Annotated in this window: 16 protein-coding genes, 1 tRNA gene, 2 rRNA genes and 2 pseudogenes (1 of these 21 running past the window's edge); 8 read left to right on the forward strand and 13 right to left on the reverse strand. The window is 58.4% G+C overall.

The features are described from left to right. Positions 1–68 precede the first annotated feature (68 nt). The gene (locus ACTG2O_RS02030; RefSeq protein ID WP_005339947.1) at positions 69–245 is read left to right on the forward strand and encodes a hypothetical protein; all 177 of its coding nucleotides are present in this window, start codon (positions 69–71) and stop codon (positions 243–245) included. Here ACTG2O_RS02030 and ACTG2O_RS02035 read toward each other — a convergent pair. The 3 genes and pseudogenes from ACTG2O_RS02035 to tatA all read right to left on the reverse strand — a co-directional run bounded on the left by ACTG2O_RS02035 (position 223) and on the right by tatA (position 2,353). Then, positions 223–1,643 (reverse strand): annotated as a pseudogene (locus ACTG2O_RS02035) (transglycosylase SLT domain-containing protein). The gene ACTG2O_RS02030 and the pseudogene ACTG2O_RS02035 sit on opposite strands and share 23 nt — an antisense overlap. 229 nt (positions 1,644–1,872) lie before the next feature. Next, positions 1,873–2,175 carry a YfcZ/YiiS family protein gene (locus ACTG2O_RS02040; protein ID WP_019444681.1) on the reverse strand — a complete coding sequence of 101 codons (303 nt, stop codon included), beginning with the start codon at positions 2,173–2,175 and terminating at the stop codon, positions 1,873–1,875. A 16-nt stretch (positions 2,176–2,191) separates the two neighbouring features. Next, positions 2,192–2,353: a twin-arginine translocase TatA/TatE family subunit gene (tatA, locus tag ACTG2O_RS02045; protein ID WP_005339944.1), complete on the reverse strand. Its 162-nt coding sequence runs from the start codon at positions 2,351–2,353 to the stop codon at positions 2,192–2,194. Positions 2,354–2,629: 276 nt separating this feature from the next. Here tatA and ACTG2O_RS02050 point away from each other — a divergent pair. Continuing rightward, positions 2,630–3,597, forward strand: a pseudogene (locus ACTG2O_RS02050) (LysR family transcriptional regulator). 75 nt (positions 3,598–3,672) lie between these two features. Here the strand turns inward: ACTG2O_RS02050 and ACTG2O_RS02055 are convergent. Then, a complete protein-coding gene (locus tag ACTG2O_RS02055) occupies positions 3,673–4,272 on the reverse strand; it encodes a YhgN family NAAT transporter (RefSeq protein WP_040069536.1) in 600 nt (199 codons plus the stop codon). A 99-nt stretch (positions 4,273–4,371) separates the two neighbouring features. Further along, a complete protein-coding gene (locus tag ACTG2O_RS02060; protein WP_323930638.1) occupies positions 4,372–4,617 on the reverse strand; it encodes a YecH family metal-binding protein in 246 nt (81 codons plus the stop codon). A gap of 209 nt (positions 4,618–4,826) precedes the next feature. Between ACTG2O_RS02060 and ACTG2O_RS02065 the strand changes: the two genes are divergently transcribed. Then, positions 4,827–6,110, forward strand: coding sequence for a dicarboxylate/amino acid:cation symporter (locus ACTG2O_RS02065; protein ID WP_040069539.1), 1,284 nt, complete (start codon positions 4,827–4,829; stop codon positions 6,108–6,110). A gap of 11 nt (positions 6,111–6,121) precedes the next feature. On the opposite strand, the gene ACTG2O_RS02070 is transcribed toward ACTG2O_RS02065, so the two are convergent. Together ACTG2O_RS02070 and ACTG2O_RS02075 are read right to left on the reverse strand one after the other, a co-directional pair. Further along, the gene (locus ACTG2O_RS02070) at positions 6,122–6,436 is read right to left on the reverse strand and encodes a putative signal transducing protein (RefSeq protein ID WP_005339933.1); all 315 of its coding nucleotides are present in this window, start codon (positions 6,434–6,436) and stop codon (positions 6,122–6,124) included. A 9-nt stretch (positions 6,437–6,445) separates the two neighbouring features. Continuing rightward, positions 6,446–7,348: a LysR family transcriptional regulator gene (locus tag ACTG2O_RS02075; protein WP_019444678.1), complete on the reverse strand. Its 903-nt coding sequence runs from the start codon at positions 7,346–7,348 to the stop codon at positions 6,446–6,448. A 94-nt stretch (positions 7,349–7,442) separates the two neighbouring features. Here ACTG2O_RS02075 and ACTG2O_RS02080 point away from each other — a divergent pair, with 94 nt between their 5' ends. Together ACTG2O_RS02080 and ACTG2O_RS02085 are read left to right on the forward strand one after the other, a co-directional pair. After that, the gene (locus tag ACTG2O_RS02080; RefSeq protein ID WP_005348510.1) at positions 7,443–8,495 is read left to right on the forward strand and encodes an HlyD family secretion protein; all 1,053 of its coding nucleotides are present in this window, start codon (positions 7,443–7,445) and stop codon (positions 8,493–8,495) included. After that, positions 8,495–10,048 (forward strand): DHA2 family efflux MFS transporter permease subunit, encoded by a 1,554-nt coding sequence (locus tag ACTG2O_RS02085; protein WP_439975286.1) that lies wholly within the window; start codon positions 8,495–8,497, stop codon positions 10,046–10,048. The genes ACTG2O_RS02080 and ACTG2O_RS02085 overlap by 1 nt, the downstream gene beginning before the upstream one ends. A gap of 77 nt (positions 10,049–10,125) precedes the next feature. Here ACTG2O_RS02085 and ACTG2O_RS02090 read toward each other — a convergent pair whose 3' ends face one another. After that, positions 10,126–10,752 carry a lysoplasmalogenase gene (locus ACTG2O_RS02090; RefSeq protein WP_005348507.1) on the reverse strand — a complete coding sequence of 209 codons (627 nt, stop codon included), beginning with the start codon at positions 10,750–10,752 and terminating at the stop codon, positions 10,126–10,128. A gap of 175 nt (positions 10,753–10,927) precedes the next feature. On the opposite strand from ACTG2O_RS02090, the gene ACTG2O_RS02095 reads away from it, so the two are divergent. After that, entirely contained in the window at positions 10,928–11,083 is a 156-nt protein-coding gene (locus ACTG2O_RS02095; protein WP_129504880.1) for a hypothetical protein, read from the forward strand. Between the two features lie 214 nt (positions 11,084–11,297). Here ACTG2O_RS02095 and ACTG2O_RS02100 read toward each other — a convergent pair whose 3' ends face one another. After that, positions 11,298–12,416 carry a fatty acid desaturase gene (locus ACTG2O_RS02100; protein WP_107682257.1) on the reverse strand — a complete coding sequence of 373 codons (1,119 nt, stop codon included), beginning with the start codon at positions 12,414–12,416 and terminating at the stop codon, positions 11,298–11,300. A 147-nt stretch (positions 12,417–12,563) separates the two neighbouring features. Here ACTG2O_RS02100 and fabR point away from each other — a divergent pair, with 147 nt between their 5' ends. After that, positions 12,564–13,184: an HTH-type transcriptional repressor FabR gene (fabR, locus tag ACTG2O_RS02105; protein ID WP_005339921.1), complete on the forward strand. Its 621-nt coding sequence runs from the start codon at positions 12,564–12,566 to the stop codon at positions 13,182–13,184. A 19-nt stretch (positions 13,185–13,203) separates the two neighbouring features. Continuing rightward, positions 13,204–13,569 (forward strand): YijD family membrane protein, encoded by a 366-nt coding sequence (locus tag ACTG2O_RS02110; RefSeq protein ID WP_123173950.1) that lies wholly within the window; start codon positions 13,204–13,206, stop codon positions 13,567–13,569. A 484-nt stretch (positions 13,570–14,053) separates the two neighbouring features. Here ACTG2O_RS02110 and ACTG2O_RS02115 read toward each other — a convergent pair. From ACTG2O_RS02115 to ACTG2O_RS02130, 4 genes are all read right to left on the reverse strand, one after another. Beyond that, positions 14,054–15,273 (reverse strand): IS3 family transposase gene (locus tag ACTG2O_RS02115; protein ID WP_439975195.1). Its coding sequence is split into 2 segments (ribosomal slippage): positions 14,054–14,925 and positions 14,925–15,273, totalling 1,221 coding nucleotides; the frame shifts between segments, so codons are not numbered across the junction. 99 nt (positions 15,274–15,372) lie between these two features. Continuing rightward, positions 15,373–15,449: transfer RNA gene (locus tag ACTG2O_RS02120), tRNA-Asp, on the reverse strand. Between the two features lie 97 nt (positions 15,450–15,546). Then, positions 15,547–15,661: ribosomal RNA gene (gene rrf / locus ACTG2O_RS02125) — 5S ribosomal RNA — on the reverse strand. Between the two features lie 83 nt (positions 15,662–15,744). Beyond that, positions 15,745–17,855 (reverse strand): 23S ribosomal RNA (locus tag ACTG2O_RS02130) (it continues 779 nt past the right edge of the window).

Here is a 17,855-nt window from a genome sequence, read left to right on the forward strand (position 1 = left end):
TCATCCTGCTGTCATGGCCGGGTGTCATAACGCTGGCGAGCCTCTCACATACTCAAAAGGAGTTGCTGATGGAACTGCATGATACCCCGATGTTGCGCTATCTGGGCCAGCTCAGCCAGCCAGATCTCATCCCGGCCACCGGCCCCGCCCACTGGTTTTTGCAACACAGGGACGGTGGCTGGCAATTGCCGACCGTACAGGCCACCCTGCCGGTCAACCGGCTCAGGGCTGAGCCGCTTCGATAGCGGCAGCCTTGCCCTCGATCTGGGGCAGGCTGAAACGATAGGCCACGTAGTACTTGTAGATGGTGCCGACATAGTTGATCGGCCCCTGTCCGACTTCGTTGGCCACCAGCTGATCCACGTTGCCGAACCAGACGTTGGGATCGAGCCCCAGTTTCTCCGCCTTGCCTCGCAGCGCCTGCACCCGGTTCGGCCCGGCGTTGTAGGCGGCGAGGGCAAACAGGTGGCGGTTGAGCCGATCCAGCTTGGGATCATTGAAGTAGGTATCGAGGATCAACCGCATGTAGCGGCAGGCGGCCTCCACATTTCCCTCCAGCGTGGTGAGTCTGGCGCCGTTGATGCCGACTTCCCGCCCCGTACTGGGCAGCAGCTGCATGAGGCCCACGGCCCCCTTGGGCGAGCGCGCCTTGGGATTGAGGCCGGACTCCTTGTAGCCAAGCGCCGCCAGCATCAGCCAGTCGAGATCGTATTTATTGGCGTACTTCTCCAGCACTTTGCGAATGGTCGCGAGGCGCCCCATGGGATCCGGCGCCAGGATATTGCTCATCTGATCGCTGCGAACCAGCAACCGGCGCAGGGTCATGTCACTGTAAAGGCTGTTGCGGCTGACACTCGCCAGATAGCCATTGACCGCCTTGAGCAGCTCGGGGCTGTTCTTGCGCAGCGCCCAGGCGCTGGTGCCATTGCTGCGCAGGGGGATCAACTTGTGAGCCTTGAGGCCGGAGATCATGCCACCCAGCCAGATCCGCCCCTTGTAGCTGTCGGTCACCGTCAGGGGAATAATGCCAGCGGCCACCATCTCCAGCAGATCGCCATCCTGCAGGTATTCGGGCACCGTCTCGATATAGACGGGGGGCAACCCCAGCTCGCGAAACAGCCAGTTGAGCTGGCGCAAACTCTCGTAGTAGCTGGAGCTGGCGCGCACCCAGACCCGTCTGCCGGAGAGCTGGGTAATGCGGCTGAAGGCAGGCAGGCTCTGCTGGCTCACCACCCACTCCTCGATGGATGAAATGAGCGGCCGGGAGAAGGCCACCTGTTCACGCCGGGTCGGGGTCACCGTCATGGTCGCCGCCACCAGATCGCCACGCCCCTCGGTCAGATAGTCCAGCAGCTTTCCTGCCGCACCGGGATGTAGACCACCTTGAGTTTGACCTTCTCTTTGGCGAGATAGGTCTTGTTCAGCCAGCGTTCGAACCCTTGCAGCTGATTGACCAGAATGCCGTACTGGGCGCCGCGATCGAGAAAGTAGAAGCCGCGCTCATAGACCACCAGTGCCCTGAGTTCGCGCTTTTGCAGAATGCTTTCGAGGTCCCCGGGTTTGGGCAGACGCTGTGGCTTGAGTTCAGCCGCGAGCAGGGGAAAACAGCAGAGGGCCAGCAGAGCCCAGATCCAGCGTCGCATCACGATGGCTGCCCCTGTGCTGACGTCACACCTGCTGCCTGTTGGCAGCACGGATCACGATAGAGGGTGGGATTGGGGGCAGAGATCCATCGCTGCGTCATGATGTTTGCGCCTTCTGTTGGCCGACTCGCGCCGGGCAAAAACGTCTGTGGGATAGAATAACTATAGAACGCCGACCCACAGCAGAAGGGTCAACACGGCAGGCAAACCTGCCGCGTTATCAGACAACTCAGATAGAGCGGGCCCGCATTTCGAAAATCAGTTTTTCGGCGGTGCAGGTGAATTGCAGGCGGGCTTTCAGGATCACGCCGTTGGCGCCCTGGGTCAGTGCGCTGCTCACTTGAGCTTCGGCAGTGACCTGTTTGGCCAGTGCTTCATAGGCAGCCAACTTGGCGCGGGCATCCGCCTCGGCAGCGGCTTCAATCACCAGATCCATCACATCGTCGCCTTCGCCGATGATGGTGCCGATCTCGGCAAAACAGCCACAGCTGTCACAGGTTTCGTTCAGTTCAACTTTCTCGTCTACAGACATTTTCTACTCCTACTGCTTATTTCGGATGATTTGCGTCGTCACGCATCGCCTTGCGAAAATCTTTGATGGCGGTACCCAGATCCTCACCTGCACTGGCAAGACGCTTGCTGCCGAAGACCAGCACAACGACCAGCAAGAGGATCAGCATATGCCAGATATGAATTCCACCGAGTCCCATAGGGATACTCCCTCACAAAGAGATATCTGTTACTTGTATCAAAATAGAGCGCAGGGATTGTTGGGCAAAATCAAGGCAGGTGCAAGTGAGCAAATAAATCATAGCCAAAAAATAGGGCGACCCTGAGGTCGCCATATTGATTGTGCTACATGTCCCCTCAACCGCTACATCCTGTACCAGTGGTTCATGCGAACCTGAGACCATTCGAGGATAAGATCGCCAAGATATGAAAACAAATGGTATAAATTCATCTTAGAATTGAAGAGGATTCATATCATGCTGCTGGAACAACTGGGTCGCATCGACCTCAATTTGCTGATTATCCTGCAGGTACTGCTGGAAGAGCGCAACGGCAGCAAGGCGGCACGCCGCCTTCATCTGAGCCAGTCCGCGGTCAGTAAAGCCCTCGGCCGTCTGCGCGATACCTTCAATGATCCCCTCTTCATCCGCTCTGCCTACGGGCTGGAACCCACCGGCCGCGCCCTTGCGCTGCAACAACAGTGCAACCCATCCTGCTGTCGCTGGACAACCTGATCCAGCCGCCCGAGTTCGACCCCGCCAACTCGGAGCGAGAGTTCGTCATCGCCAGCATGGACAGCGCCTTCACCCTGTTTGCCCCGCTCTACCTGAGCGAGCTGAAGCGGCAGGCACCACGGATCCGCTTGCGCTACGAGGAGTGGACCGAGAACAGCCTGACCGAGATGAGTCAGGGACAGGTGGACATCGCCTTCGCGGTGCGAGAGAACTGCATCAGCTCCGATTATCGGCTCGATACCCTGCCCGACAGCATCTGTCAGCGAGTGCTGGCGGTCGATGATCTCACCTGTCTGGTGCAGCAGCACCACCCCGCGCTGCGGGAGCCCAACTGGAATCTGGAGCACTACCTCAGCTATCCCCATGTGCAGACTTACTGCGAGGGGCGGGACCGCTGGATGCTGGATCACAAGCTGGCAGAGCAGGATCTCTACCGACGTATCGAGGCAACCGTGCCCTCCTTCGAGGCGGCGCTGCGGATGGGGATGCACTCCGACATGATAGTGACGCTATCCCGGCTCTACGCCCGCCACGCCACCCAGGTCTATCCGCTGTTACAGCTGCCGCTGCCCATCGGGTTGGACAGCATCTCCCATCTGCTCATCTGGCATCAGCGTCACAGCGAGGACCCGGGCCACCGCTGGCTGCGGGAATTGCTGCTCTCCCTCATCATGAGCAAACTGGAACCTGCTGCGACCACTCACGGGTGACCGCCCCCCTTCTCGGCGGCACAAAAAACGGGGCTCTGCGTAGCCCCGTTTCATTCACTTCAAGATGTAAACCGCTCAGCCCTGACCGGTCACCGCCAGATAGTGATGAACCCCGTCCAGCAACATCTGGACCGAGATCATCACCAGCAGCATGCCCATCAGCCGCTCCACCGCAGTGAGTCCCCGCTCACCCAGCAGCTTGTTGAATACCTCGTAGAACATCAGAATCACCGCGCTGGCGGCCCAGGCCATAAAGAGCGCCAGCGACCAGTCCACCATCCGGCTGGGCTCCTGATTGGCCAGCAGCATCAAGGAGGCGAGGATCGAGGGACCGGCGATCATCGGGATCGCCATCGGCACCAGGAAGGGCTCCTCGCCCGCCGCCAGCCCGGTCACGCCCCCTTCACTCGGGAAGATCATCTTGATGGCGATCAGGAACAGGATGATACCCCCCGCAATGCTGACCGCCTCCTGCCGCAGGTTGAGGAAGCCGAGGATCTGCTGACCGACGAACAGGAACAGCATCATGATGGCCAGCGAGAAGAGCAGCTCGCGCACCATCACCTTGCGACGTCGCTTGGGATCGATATGACGCAGGATAGAGAGGAAGACCGGCAGGTTGCCCAGCGGGTCCATGATCAAAAACAGCATGACTGCGGCAGAGAAAGTATCCATACAACGCCCGGGCTACGCCCTGAATAGGGAAAAGAGAGGGGGCGAAATATAGCAAAGGGCGAAGAATTGAGCGAGCGCCATGATGCGCTCGCAGCGGGATTAACCGTGGTTGCAGATCTTGTCGGCGCGGGTCTGGAAACCCTCAGCCGAGTCGATGAATTTGCCGCGGGCGGCCAGAAAGTCGATCAGCGCTTCCGCATCCATCTCGCTGGCGCTGCAGGTATGAAAACGTGCCTCGGCACCGAACCGCTCGGCTATCGCCTGTTTCAGGCTGGCACGGGTAAATTGCCCCCCTTGTGCCAGCATCATCTCCATCACTTCGTGACCATGAACCGATTGCGACATCTCTCACCTCAATAATGAACATATTTAATGCCAATTAAATATCTCCACGCCCGGAGGGATCTTGATATAGGCCAATAAATTGCGCATTTCCTGGTCAGGGGAGTGGTCACCGCCACCGCTTTGTCGATAATGTGGCAACCCGCGTCAGGGATCGCTACACTGGCGCCCCTTTTTGGCCATCGCAGACAATGTATAAGGATATTGGCGTCATGCTGTTCCATGGAGAGGCTCTCAAGCCCTGGCAGATCTGGACCCGCCGACCACTCTGGCTCAAGACCCTGATCGGCATGCTGACAGGGGTGGGTCTGGGCGTCGGCTTTGAAGAGCAAGCCCTGCTGCTCAAGCCCCTTGGCGTCCTGTTCGTCAACACCATCCAGATGCTGATGGTGCCCCTCATTTTCTGCTCGGTCATCGCCGGTCTCACCTCGCTGCTCAAGGGCAAGGCCCTCGATCGCATCGGCAGCAAGGCGATTTGTCTCTACTTCTGCTCCACCGCCATCGCCATCTGCATCGGCCTGATGATGGGCTGGCTGCTGGAGCCCGGCATGGGCGCCGACATGGGCCCCTATGAGCGGATCGGCATGTCGGAGCCACCCACCCTGGCCAGCGTGCTGAGCCATCTGGTACCGAGCAATCCGGTACAGGCGATGGTGGATGGCAAGATCCTGCAAGTAATTGTCTTTGCGGTGGCGCTGGCGGTCGCCCTCAATGCCAGCGGTCGCCGTGGCCGCCCCGCCATCCTCTTCTTCACCTCGCTGGCCGAGGGGATGTTCAAGCTGACCCAGATGGTGATGGCGCTCGCCCCCTACGGTGTCTGCGCCCTGATGGCCTGGATGACCGGCAAGTACGGCCTCGACCTGCTGCTACCGCTGCTCAAGGTGATCGGCGCCGTCTACCTCGGCTGCCTGCTGCACGTGCTCGGGGTCTACAGCACCCTGCTGCTTCTGCTGGCACGGCTCAATCCGCTGCACTACTTCAAGAGCATCGTTGATGCACAGGCGGTGGCCTTCACCAGCAGCTCCAGCAACTCCACCCTGCCCATCAGTCTGGCCTGCGCCGAGAAGCGGCTGGGAGTCTCCCCCGCCATCACCGCCAAGGTGCTGCCCATCGGCGCCACCATCAACATGGATGGCACCGCCCTCTATCAGGGAGTGACTGCGCTGTTCGTGGCTCAGGCATTCGGGGTGGATCTGCACATGGTCGATTACCTGACCATCATCAGCATCGCTACCTTGGCCAGTATCGGCACCGCTGGCACCCCAGGCACCGGGTTGATGCTGCTGACCCTGACCCTGACGGCGGTGGGCTTGCCGCTGGAAGGGGTGGCACTGATTGCAGGCATTGACCGGATCCTCGACATGGCGCGCACCACGGTCAACGTATCGGGGGATATTCTGGTGTCGGTGCTGATCGCCCGCAGCGAAAACGAGCTGGATCTGGCGACCTATCACGATGCCAGCGCAGGAGAAGATATCGAGTTCCCGCCGCGCTAGCGGAAGAGAGATCAGCTGTCGTGGGGATCGTGATGACAGCGCCAGCAGACGTCGAAGTTGGCGCCGTTCTCCTCCCCGCACTGGCCGCACAGCCAGCCGTTACCCTGACGCTGCTGGTAACGCTCGATGACCCGTCCCGCCTTGCTGCGATCCTCGGCCCGCACCATCAGGGTCACCTGCAACATGTCGACCGGCAGTTCGCCAAGGGCGCCCGACAGCCCCTCGCCATTGAGGCGCACCAGCACCCCTTCCGCCTCCAGCGCCCCTTTCAACGCGTGCGCCTCCAGGGTGTGTGAGGCGCGATAGAGATTGATCCAGTTATCCATAGCTCCCCCTTACAACAACTTGTCGATGCCAAACTCGGCGCCGTTCTCAATCATGAAATCGATGAATGCCCGCAACTTGCGCGGCATCAGTTGCCGCTCCGGAAACAGCAAATAAATCGGCACCCTGGGTTGCTGCCACTCTGGCAGCAGGATCACCAGCTCGCCGCTGGCCAGCTCATCCTGACAGAGCATAGCGGGTAACGAGGCCAACCCCAGCCCCGCCTTTGCCGCCTCCCGGGCACAGGTAATATTATTGACCCGAAAACGGGATGGGGGGTCAACCAGCACCTCTCTGCCATCCAGCTCGAAGCACCAGTGAGAGGCGAGAAACCCGCTGCTCACCGTCACCCGCTCGTGGTTGGCCAGATCCTCCGGCCGCTCGATGACCGGGCTGCGGGCCAGATAGTCCGGGCTGGCACAGAGCAGCCGCCCGGTGCTCCAGAGTCGGCGTGCAGCCAGATTGGAGTCGCTCATGTCGCCAATCCGCACCACCGCATCCAACCCTTCACTGATGGGATCCACCACCCGGTTGGTCAGTTCCAGCTCCACCTGCAGGGCGGGATAGGCCTGCAAAAACTTGGCGACCAAGCGCCCAACCACCAGTTGCCCTGTCTCGATAGGCACCGCCAGTTTGAGGGTGCCGGTTACCTCCTGCTGGCTGGCGCTCAGCATCAGCTCGGCTTCGGTCAGAGCATCGACCGCCTTGCTGCAGTGCAGGTAGTACTTCTCCCCCTCCTCGGTCAACGTGAGCTGACGGGTGGAGCGATAGAGCAGACGCACTCCGAGCCGCTGTTCCAGTTCGGCGATGCGGCGGCTGACCATCGCCTTGGTCATCCCCAGCTCGCGGGCAGCCCCCGTAAACGAGCCCTTGTCGACGATACGCACCAGAATTAACGCGGCATTGAGATCCATTGTTGCACGTGAAACTGTATATCTCGTGAACCAATACTAATCGAAACAGTTGACCAGTGTTAGCCTGCGCCCCTTAAGTTCAGGAATCACAAAAATGAGTCAACACAAAAAAATTCCCCTGCTGGCAGCCATGATATTGGCGCTGCTCGGTCTGCTGTTCGCCGGTTACTGGTATCTTCACGGCCGCTATTTTGAAAGCACCGACAACGCCTATCTGCAAAGTGAAGTGACCGGGATCAGCTCCAAGCTGCCCGGCTATATCCGCGAAGTGCTGGTCACCGACAACCAGCCGGTCAAAGCGGGCCAACTGATCGCCCGGCTCGATGATCGCGAATACAAAACCAGGGTCGCGGAGGCCGAAGCCGACCTGCGCCTCAATCAGGCGACGGCCGAAAATCTGGCCGCCACCCGCACCCAACAACTGAGCCTGATCCAGCAGGCCGAGGCCAAGGTCGCCTCCGCCAATGCCGAACAGCTGCGTGCCAGCCAGCAGGTCAACCGGATCAGCCAGCTCAACCAGCGCCACTACAGCTCGCAAGACAGTCTGGACGAGGTGCGTGCCGGCCTGCAGGTCAATCAGGCGCAAGCCCGGGAGGCCCAAGCCGCCCTGCAGGCGGCCCGTGAGCGACTGCTGGTACTGGATGCCGAACGTAAACAGAATCTGGCCAAGCTGGCATTGAGCGAAGCGCAACTGGAGCAGGCCAAGCTGGAGCTCGGCTACACCGAACTGCGGGCGCCTGCTGACGGCATCATTGGCAAGCGCAGTCTGCGGGAAGGGCTCTACGTCCAGTCCGGTATGCAGGTCGCCAGCCTGGTGCCGCTACAGCAGGTGTGGGTCGAGGCCAACTTCAAGGAGACCCAGCTCGCCCATATGCAGCCGGGCCAGAAGGTCGAAGTGGTGCTCGATGCCTACCCGGATCAACCGGTCGAGGGGATCATCGACAGCCTGGCCCCGGCCACCGGTGCCAAATTCGCCCTGCTGCCACCGGAGAATGCCACTGGCAACTTCACCAAAATCGTGCAGCGGGTACCGGTGAAGATCCGCATCCCCGAGCCAGGCCCGCTGGCAGGCAAGCTGCTGCCGGGTCTCTCGACCGAAGTGATTGTGGATACCCGCACTCCTGATCCCGTGGTGGCTGCCAACTGATGGAACCCATTCCACGTCGCAACTGGATCGCGGTCATGGGGGGCCTTATCGGCGCCTTTATGGCCATCCTCGATATCCAGATCACCAATGCCTCTCTGAAGGATATTCAGGGGGCCCTGTCGGCCACCCTGAGCGAAAGCTCCTGGATCTCCACCTCCTATCTGGTGGCGGAGATGATCGCCATCCCCCTGAGCGGCTGGCTGAGCCGGGGGCTGAGCGTGCGCCGCTACCTGCTCTGGACCACCGGTGCGTTTATCGCCGCCTCCGTGCTCTGCTCGTTCAGCTGGAACCTCACCAGCATGATCGTCTTCCGGGCGCTGCAAGGCTTCACCGGCGGGGCGCTGATCCCGATGGCCTTCTCCCTCATCGTCACCCTGTTGCCATTACAGAAGCGGGCCACCGGCATGGCGCTGTTTGGCCTCTGCGCCACTTTCGCCCCCGCCATCGGTCCGACCCTCGGCGGCTGGCTCACCGAGCAGATGTCGTGGCACTACATCTTCTATCTCAACGTGCCGCCAGGACTGCTGGTGATGGCCATGCTGGCCCACGGGCTGGATAAAAAACCGGTGGACTGGGCCGTGATCAAGCGGGTAGACCTCATCGGCATCGTCACCATGGCACTTGGCCTCGGCCTGCTGGAGGTGGTTCTGGAGGAGGGCAACCGGGAAGACTGGTTCGGCTCAAGCTTCATCGTGCGACTGGCGGTCATCTCGGCGGTAGCGCTGGTGTTCTTCGTCATCAGCCAGCTGATCCGCCGTCACCCGCTGGTCAATCTGCGGCTGCTGCACAACCCGCGCTTCGCGCTGGCCTGCTTCGCCTATCTGATCCTCGGCATGGCGTTGATGGGCTCCATCTATGTGCTGCCGCTCTACATGACCCAGATCCACAACTACAACGCGCTGGAAATCGGCGAGGTACTGATGTGGATGGGGCTGCCGCAACTGCTGGTGCTACCGCTGGTACCCAGGCTGACCCACAAGATAGACCCGCGCTATCTGGTGAGCTTCGGCTTCCTTATCTTCGCCGTCAGCTGCTTTATGAACGTCAACATGAGTGCAGACTACGCCGGGCCGCAGCTGATCCAGTCGCTTATCGTGCGGGCGCTGGGGCAGCCCTTCATCATGGTGCCGCTCTCCCTGGTCGCCACCGCCAGCCTGAGCCACGACGAGATCCCCTCCTCCTCGACCCTGCTCAACGTGCTGCGCAACCTCGGTGGTGCGTTCGGTATCGCCATCATCGCGACCATGCTCGATAACGATACCCGCACCCATGTGCTGCAAATTGGCAGCACTCTGGCCGCCAGCAGTATCGAGGGGCAAAACTATCTGCTGCAACTGGCCCAGAGCATGATGGCGCAGGGTTCAGGCCCCGAGATTGCCCAGCAGCAAGCACGGGCCATGCTGGCCAATACCATCAACCGGGAGGCGGCCATCATGGCCTACAACCAGGTGTTCTACATCATGGGGATCTTCTTGCTGATCGCCAGCGGCCTGATGCTGTTGCTCAAATCCCCCGCCCCACGGGCAGCGGATGCCGAACCGCTAGAAGCGTGAAAAACGCCGGGCATAAAACGAAAAACGGGCCAATGCCCGTTTTTCGTTATCTGTTACCTGCACTCAACCAGAAGACGTTATCCCGCCAGCGACCCTGCAATCAGGAATTGCGCTGCGAAGTAGCTACTCATCACCCAGGCGCGGGCGTGGGGAAAGGGGCGGCGGAAGCGATCGAGCGCCAGCATGCTGTCGGAGAAGAGGAACATCAGCGCCCCCACCAGAGCGGCGGCAGAACCGGCAGTGAGAGAGGCGTGCCAGGCTCCGGCGGCCACCCAGGCCATGCCGATGATCACCAGCATGTAGCAAAAGACCGGGATCCGCATCTCCCCCAGCTTGCCCCACAGCAGGCCAAATACCATGCCGGCGATCAGCAACAGCAGCAAACCATCCACCAGATTGAGCAACAACGGCCCTTGGGCAAAACCGACGATATAGCAGAGATGCGCGACAAGAAATGCCGCCAACCCCTGAATGAAGCGATCGCTTGGCAACATCAGCAGCACATCGCCCGCCAGCGAGAGACAAAGACCGAGCAGGATCCAGGCGTGTGAGCCATCGTGGTCATAACTCTGGTAGCCGAACGCCAACGCAATGATAAGCAGCATGGTCAGCGGCTTGCTGATATAGAACTGGCGGCTGTCTGAACCGTAGGCCGCACGGATGTGCCACCAACCTGAAGCGATGATCAAGAAACTCAATAACATGCCCTGCTCCTCACCTGTTGCTCGCAGTCATACGGCAACCGTTTTTATCATGGTGCAGGGTAACAAATTCCCTCCCCCAGTGGCAGGGGTGCTTATCAAATGGGCAGGCTAAGCCTAAAGTCTAATTGCCGCACCGAGTGGTTCAGGGCATAAGTGACGGGTCTGGAGGATCACCATGGAAGAAGCTATGAAGAACTATCTGCCCGCCATCGATATCATGATGTGCCATCTGGGGATCAGCTTTGAGCAGGCCTGTGAAGAACTAGGTCTCAGCCAGCAGGAGCAACAGGCATTGGATCAGCTGCAGCAACAGCAGAGCCAAGCCAACTAAGCCCTCCCGTTATTGGATATCATGATGCGTCATCCGGGAATCAGCTTTGAGCAGGCCTGCGAACAGCTGGGTCTTAGCCAGCAGGAGCAACAGGCACTGGATCAATTGCAGCAACAGCAGAGCCAAGCCAACTAGTCCGTTCTAACATGCATACCAAAGAGAAGACCGCCAGCAGGCGGTCTTCTCTTTTAGTCTCTGTGATAACCAGACGGCATCATGCAATGCCTGCCAGCAGGCGACTCCAGTTGCGTTTACCTGCGATAAAGCCATCCCGCAGGGCCCGGTACTCCAGTTGCAGCTTGAGACGGTCATAGCGCGCCAGCGCCTTGCGCTTGCGCAGCTCCAGCAGCCGCTTGCGACTGGCGTAATAGTGTTGTAGCTGCTGACTCAGCTTGTCGTACTCCTCCTGCAGCAGCGCCTGCCACAGCTCGCGATCTTCCTGCTTGCGCAACTTGGCTTGTGCCCGTTTCAGCTGCATCTGCAGCCGGGCCTGCTCGATACGCTCCTCCGGCGAAGATCTGAGATCTCCCGCCAGACCGCACCAGGAGGCGAGCCGGATCAACCACTTGGTCGGATCGAACTGCCACCAGTGAATGCCGTTGCGGTAGTCATTCTCGAACAGGTGGTGAAAGTTGTGGTACCCCTCGCCAAAGGTGAAAAAAGCCAGGATGCCGTTATCGCGAGCGGTATTGCGATCGGTATAGGGCTGACTGCCCCAGATGTGGGCCAGCGAGTTGATGAAGAAGGTGGTGTGGTGAGTCATCACCATCCTCAGCACGCCCGCCAACAGCAACATGCCGAGCAAGTCCCCATGCCACAGGCCGAGCAGCAGCGGCAACCCCAGATTAGCCGCCAGTGCCAGCGTCAGATAGTGACGGTGCTGAAACGCGACCACTCGGTTGTTCTGCAGATCACGCACATTGCTGTAATCACCATAGCGATCTCCCTGATGCTCCCGCAACATCCAGCCGATGTGCGAATACCAGAAACCGCGCCCCGCGCTGTAGGGGTCTTTATCGTTGTCATCCACATGACGATGGTGACGGCGGTGATCGGCCGACCAGTGCAGGGCCGAATTCTGCAGCGCCAACGCACCGCCGATGGCAAACAACCACTGCAAAGCGGGGTGCGCCTTGTAGGCCTTGTGCGACCAGAGCCGGTGATAACCTGCGGTGATGGAGAGACCACTCAGGCAGAACAACAACAGGAAACTGGCCCACTGCCAGAGATCGTAACCGTGACTCATGCCGTACCAGGGTACGACAATCAACGCCACTATCCCGGAGAGGGAGAACAGCAGGGTATTAGTCAAAATAATGGGGGGTCTGGCCATCTCATTGCATCCTTTCAGCGAACAGCTGTTAGCCATTTTCTATGGTGATTTCCTCACGGTCAATGGTAAAAAAGTAGGATACAAACCTGATCCTGAGGCGCCTTCGGGTTATCATTTGGCCTCAATAAGCTGAAGGTGACTGATTTCGTGGGTATTCGCGCTCAACAAAAAGAAAAAACTCGGCGTACATTGATCGATGCTGCATTCAGCCAACTGTGCGCCAATCGGAGTTTCTCCAATCTCAGCCTGCGGGAAGTCGCTCGCGAAGCGGGTATCGCGCCCACCTCTTTCTATCGCCACTTTCGCGATATGGAGGAACTGGGCCTGACCCTGGTTGACGAAGGAGGTCTCACCCTGCGCCAACTGATGCGCCAGGCACGCCAGCGCATTGCCGGTGGTGGCAGTGTCATCAGCACCTCGGTGCAGACCTTTATGGAGTTCGTCGAGAACAACCCCAACATCTTTCGGCTGCTGCTACGGGAACGCTCCGGCACCTCGGCCGCCTTTCGTCAGGCGGTGGCTCGCGAAATCCAGCACTTCATTGCCGAGCTAACCGATTATCTGGAAGCCACCACCGAAGCACCACGGGAAGATGCCTACATCCAGGCAGAAGCCATGGTTACCATCGTCTTCAGTGCCGGTGCCGATGCGCTCGACATGACCAGCGAAGAGTGCCGGGCACTCTCCGACCGAACAATTCGCCAACTGCGGATGATCGCCATGGGCGCCGAGGTACAAAACCAGAAGCGCCGTGAACCTCACCCATGACCACAGGATGGAGAACGACATGCCTGAACAGCTTATGATCCCGAAAAAACCGCTCGCCATGGCCATGCTGATTGGTATCTGTGGCGATGCCTCTCTGGCCGTGCTGACCAACTCGGTCGTGCCTTTCTCCTTCTTTCCGCTGATTGCCCTCTGGCTGGCGGCCTATCAGCTGTTCCAGCACTATCGTCATGAACCCATGGTGGGTAACACCCCCATCTGCACCCTGCTCTGCTTCTTTATCGGTGTCTTCGGCCACTCCGCGCTGCTCAAGGTGCAATACCCGGAGCTTGGCAGCAACTTCTTCTCCCTGATCATGATGCTGCTGTTACTGGCGGCCCTCTCCATCAAGCTCGGCCTGAGCATTGGCAGCAAAGAGAAGCGCTGATAAATCGACCGAGTGATGGTAATCAGTTGATAGATAAAGCAAAGAGGCCTTCCCGTCGGGAAGGCCTCTTTGCTTGAACGGTACCTGATTAATCCGGCAATCTCGGTATTCCCAACCTAGCCAAGCTGCTGGGCTTCAAGATCGATGTGCAAATGGAAGAGAGGGTGGTCAATATGGAACTGCCCTGTAGTCAGCAGGCGGCAGAAGCCTGATTTGGCCGCCTCTAGACTTGTCCAAGTGACTTCAAATGAAGCCAGCAAGGCTCGAATATAGCCAGAAAATGGTGGAAATAACCGGCTATCTGGCCCTCTCTTGGCAGGTAAAAACCAAACGTTGGCTGTTTAACACGCTAAAAATACCAAAGCCCGGTCATTAAGCCGGGCTTTGGTATTTGTGCTGGTATGCAAACCTGTGGGTCACTTGATAAAAACGCCCTGTCTAGTCCTGAAATAGGTTTACACATTTTCGGCTAGCTTTGCTCCACTCAGAACCCCCTATGTACCGCATCGGGGGTTCTGTATTTCAACGCATGATGCGGCCGCTCCGCGTTGTAAATATCCACTGCTTCACGCACCATTTCCCGCGCTTGCGTCAAATCCTGCGGGCTTTGCAACAATAACTCTCCTTTCAAAATCCCGTTCACCCGCTCCGCCAACGCATTCTGGTAGCAGTCATACCCATCCGTCATCGAGCATTTCACCCCGTACCGTTCATGTAATGACTGATACAGCCCAGAGCAATACTGCACGCCGCGGTCAGAGTGATGGATGAGTTCACCGCCGCCACGTCGTTGCTTCAGTGCTTTCTTGAACGCCATCGCCACCGATTCGGCGTGCATCCCTTCGTGCACGTGATGGCCCACTATCTTGCGTGAGTAGGCATCCGTCACCAGGCTCAGGTACAGCGGCCCGCTTCTGGCTGGCAGATAGGTGATATCAGCGACCCAGACCTGCTCCGGGGCCACCGGTGTGACCTGCTCTGGCCCCGCCTTGAGCAAGTTGGGATGACGGTAGAAACGGTGAAAACTGTGGGTGGTCTTGTGATACGCCCGCCTGGGCTGCACCAGCAGGCGGTGCTCGGCCAATATCTGAAACAGCCTGTCCCGCCCGACCTTGAGCCCGCCATCATCCTGACCCTGCAGCAGATAATGCAGCTTGCGAGTGCCCACCCGCGGTTGTCGCAGTCGAACCTGACGCACAAAACGCACCACTTGCAATCCCTGTGCATGGCGCTCGTCGGCGACCCGATTGCGCTTGTAGTAAGCCTGCCGGCTTATCCCCAGAAACAGGCAAGCCCTGACAATGGTCAGCCTCTCGACTTGCCGCTGCGAGAGGACTTGCCGGGTCGCTTTTTTACGATGGAGACGCCGTAGTCATTCTTCAGTACATCGACGACGGCCTCAAAGAACTGGGCCTTCTGACTCATCAACGCCAGCTGTTGCTCAAGTTCCTTGATGCGCTGTTCGGGCGTCTGATTGTCGTGGTCAGGCATGGTGATGCTCCTGCCGGCACGCACAGAAGCCCCCTGGCTCCAATCTTGCCGACCATGTTTACGCAACCATACCAGAACGGTGGAGCGGCCCTGAATGCCATAACGCACCTGAGCCTGTTTGTAGGTGAGCTCGCCTTTTTCAATCTGCTCGACCAGCGCCAGTTTAAAAGTCAGCGAGTAATCGCGCTGTGTCCGTTTCACACCTTGTCCCATCGGGCTCTCCATTTATTGGGGGGAAAGGTGTAAACCATATTCAGGACGGGACAGCCCATAGCAAAAAGGCCTTCCCATCTGGGAAGGCCTTCAAATTAGTGGCGGAGCGGACGGGACTCGAACCCGCGACCCCCGGCGTGACAGGCCGGTATTCTAACCGACTGAACTACCGCTCCGCATTCGGTTAGCTTGCGCTAAATCATTTGCCGCTTCTTATGAGGTGTCATCCTCGCAGCCAGTGACGTGATTCTTCACATCACCGTTTAATTGGGTGCTTGGCAGTGTCCTACTCTCGCATGGCGAATGCCACACTACCATCGGCGCTACCGCGTTTCACTTCTGAGTTCGGCATGGGATCAGGTGGTTCCACGGCGCTATGGCCGCCAGGCAAAAATCTTCAATCTGAGAAAGCTGACGTAAGTAGTTCGCTTGGTATTTGCTACAAGCCTTAGAACACTTCTTGGGTGTTGTATGGTTAAGCCTCACGGGTAATTAGTATGGGTTAGCTCAACACGTCGCCGCGCTTACACACCCCACCTATCAACGTTGTGGTCTCCAACGGCCCTTTAGGACCCTCAAGGGGTCAGGGATGACTCATCTCAGGGCTCGCTTCCCGCTTAGATGCTTTCAGCGGTTATCGATTCCGAACTTAGCTACCGGGCAGTGCCACTGGCGTGACAACCCGAACACCAGAGGTTCGTTCACTCCGGTCCTCTCGTACTAGGAGCAACTCCCTTCAATCATCCAACGCCCACGGCAGATAGGGACCGAACTGTCTCACGACGTTCTGAACCCAGCTCGCGTACCACTTTAAATGGCGAACAGCCATACCCTTGGGACCGACTTCAGCCCCAGGATGTGATGAGCCGACATCGAGGTGCCAAACACCGCCGTCGATATGAACTCTTGGGCGGTATCAGCCTGTTATCCCCGGAGTACCTTTTATCCGTTGAGCGATGGCCCTTCCATTCAGAACCACCGGATCACTATGACCTACTTTCGTACCTGCTCGACCTGTCCGTCTCGCAGTTAAGCTGGCTTATGCCATTGCACTAACCTCCTGATGTCCGACCAGGATTAGCCAACCTTCGTGCTCCTCCGTTACTCTTTGGGAGGAGACCGCCCCAGTCAAACTACCCACCAGGCACTGTCCGCGAGCCCGATTCAGGGCCCTGCGTTAGAACATCAAACATACAAGGGTGGTATTTCAAGGACGGCTCCAGCGCAACTGGCGTCACGCCTTCAAAGCCTCCCACCTATCCTACACATGTAGGTTCAATGTTCAGTGCCAAGCTGTAGTAAAGGTTCACGGGGTCTTTCCGTCTAGCCGCGGGTACACCGCATCTTCACGGCGAATTCGATTTCACTGAGTCTCGGGTGGAGACAGCATGGCCATGGTTACACCATTCGTGCAGGTCGGAACTTACCCGACAAGGAATTTCGCTACCTTAGGACCGTTATAGTTACGGCCGCCGTTTACCGGGGCTTCGATCAAGAGCTTCGCTTGCGCTAACCCCATCAATTAACCTTCCGGCACCGGGCAGGTGTCACACCCTATACGTCCACTTTCGTGTTTGCAGAGTGCTGTGTTTTTGATAAACAGTCCCAGCCATCTGGTCACTGCGACTCCCGACAGCTCCATCCGCAAGGGACTTCACCATCAAGAGCGAACCTTCTCCCGAAGTTACGGTTCTATTTTGCCTAGTTCCTTCACCCGAGTTCTCTCAAGCGCCTTGGTATTCTCTACCCGACCACCTGTGTCGGTTTGGGGTACGATGACTTGTAATCTGAAGCTTAGAGGCTTTTCCTGGAAGCAGGGCATCAATGGCTTCCACACCGTAGTGTGTTCGTCTCGTGTCTCAGTGTTGTGTCTCCGGATTTGCCTGGAAACACCACCTACGCACTTTCACCAGGACAACCGTCGCCTGGCCCACCTAGCCTTCTCCGTCCCCCCATCGCAATTACAAGTCGTGCAGGAATATTAACCTGCTTCCCATCGACTACGCCTTTCGGCCTCGCCTTAGGGGTCGACTCACCCTGCCCCGATTAACGTTGGACAGGAACCCTTGGTCTTCCGGCGAGGAGGCTTTTCACCCCCTTTATCGTTACTTACGTCAGCATTCGCACTTCTGATATCTCCAGCATACCTCTCGATACACCTTTGCAGACTTACAGAACGCTCCCCTACCACTCACACATAAGTGTGAATCCGCGGCTTCGGTGCCTGGTTTGAGCCCCGTTACATCTTCCGCGCAGGCCGACTCGACTAGTGAGCTATTACGCTTTCTTTAAATGATGGCTGCTTCTAAGCCAACATCCTAGCTGTCTGAGCCTTCCCACATCGTTTCCCACTTAACCAGAACTTTGGGACCTTAGCCGGCGGTCTGGGTTGTTTCCCTCTTCACGACGGACGTTAGCACCCGCCGTGTGTCTCCCGGATATTACTTACTGGTATTCGGAGTTTGCATGGGGTTGGTAAGTCGGGATGACCCCCTAGCCCAAACAGTGCTCTACCCCCAGTAGTATTCGTCCGAGGCGCTACCTAAATAGCTTTCGGGGAGAACCAGCTATCTCCGAGTTTG

Source organism: Aeromonas sp. 61P (genome assembly GCF_051919545.1).
Lineage (GTDB): Bacteria > Pseudomonadota > Gammaproteobacteria > Enterobacterales > Aeromonadaceae > Aeromonas > Aeromonas veronii.

Coding starts and splice junctions, on each gene's coding strand:
- ACTG2O_RS02030 (WP_005339947.1), top strand. CDS start 69: ATGGAACTGCATGATACCCCGATGTTGCGCTATCTGGGCCAGCTCAGC.
- ACTG2O_RS02040 (WP_019444681.1), bottom strand. CDS start 2,175: ATGTCTGTAGACGAGAAAGTTGAACTGAACGAAACCTGTGACAGCTGT.
- tatA (WP_005339944.1), bottom strand. CDS start 2,353: ATGGGACTCGGTGGAATTCATATCTGGCATATGCTGATCCTCTTGCTG.
- ACTG2O_RS02055 (WP_040069536.1), bottom strand. CDS start 4,272: ATGGATACTTTCTCTGCCGCAGTCATGCTGTTTTTGATCATGGACCCG.
- ACTG2O_RS02060 (WP_323930638.1), bottom strand. CDS start 4,617: ATGTCGCAATCGGTTCATGGTCACGAAGTGATGGAGATGATGCTGGCA.
- ACTG2O_RS02065 (WP_040069539.1), top strand. CDS start 4,827: ATGCTGTTCCATGGAGAGGCTCTCAAGCCCTGGCAGATCTGGACCCGC.
- ACTG2O_RS02070 (WP_005339933.1), bottom strand. CDS start 6,436: ATGGATAACTGGATCAATCTCTATCGCGCCTCACACACCCTGGAGGCG.
- ACTG2O_RS02075 (WP_019444678.1), bottom strand. CDS start 7,348: ATGGATCTCAATGCCGCGTTAATTCTGGTGCGTATCGTCGACAAGGGC.
- ACTG2O_RS02080 (WP_005348510.1), top strand. CDS start 7,443: ATGAGTCAACACAAAAAAATTCCCCTGCTGGCAGCCATGATATTGGCG.
- ACTG2O_RS02085 (WP_439975286.1), top strand. CDS start 8,495: ATGGAACCCATTCCACGTCGCAACTGGATCGCGGTCATGGGGGGCCTT.
- ACTG2O_RS02090 (WP_005348507.1), bottom strand. CDS start 10,752: ATGTTATTGAGTTTCTTGATCATCGCTTCAGGTTGGTGGCACATCCGT.
- ACTG2O_RS02095 (WP_129504880.1), top strand. CDS start 10,928: ATGGAAGAAGCTATGAAGAACTATCTGCCCGCCATCGATATCATGATG.
- ACTG2O_RS02100 (WP_107682257.1), bottom strand. CDS start 12,416: ATGGCCAGACCCCCCATTATTTTGACTAATACCCTGCTGTTCTCCCTC.
- ACTG2O_RS02110 (WP_123173950.1), top strand. CDS start 13,204: ATGCCTGAACAGCTTATGATCCCGAAAAAACCGCTCGCCATGGCCATG.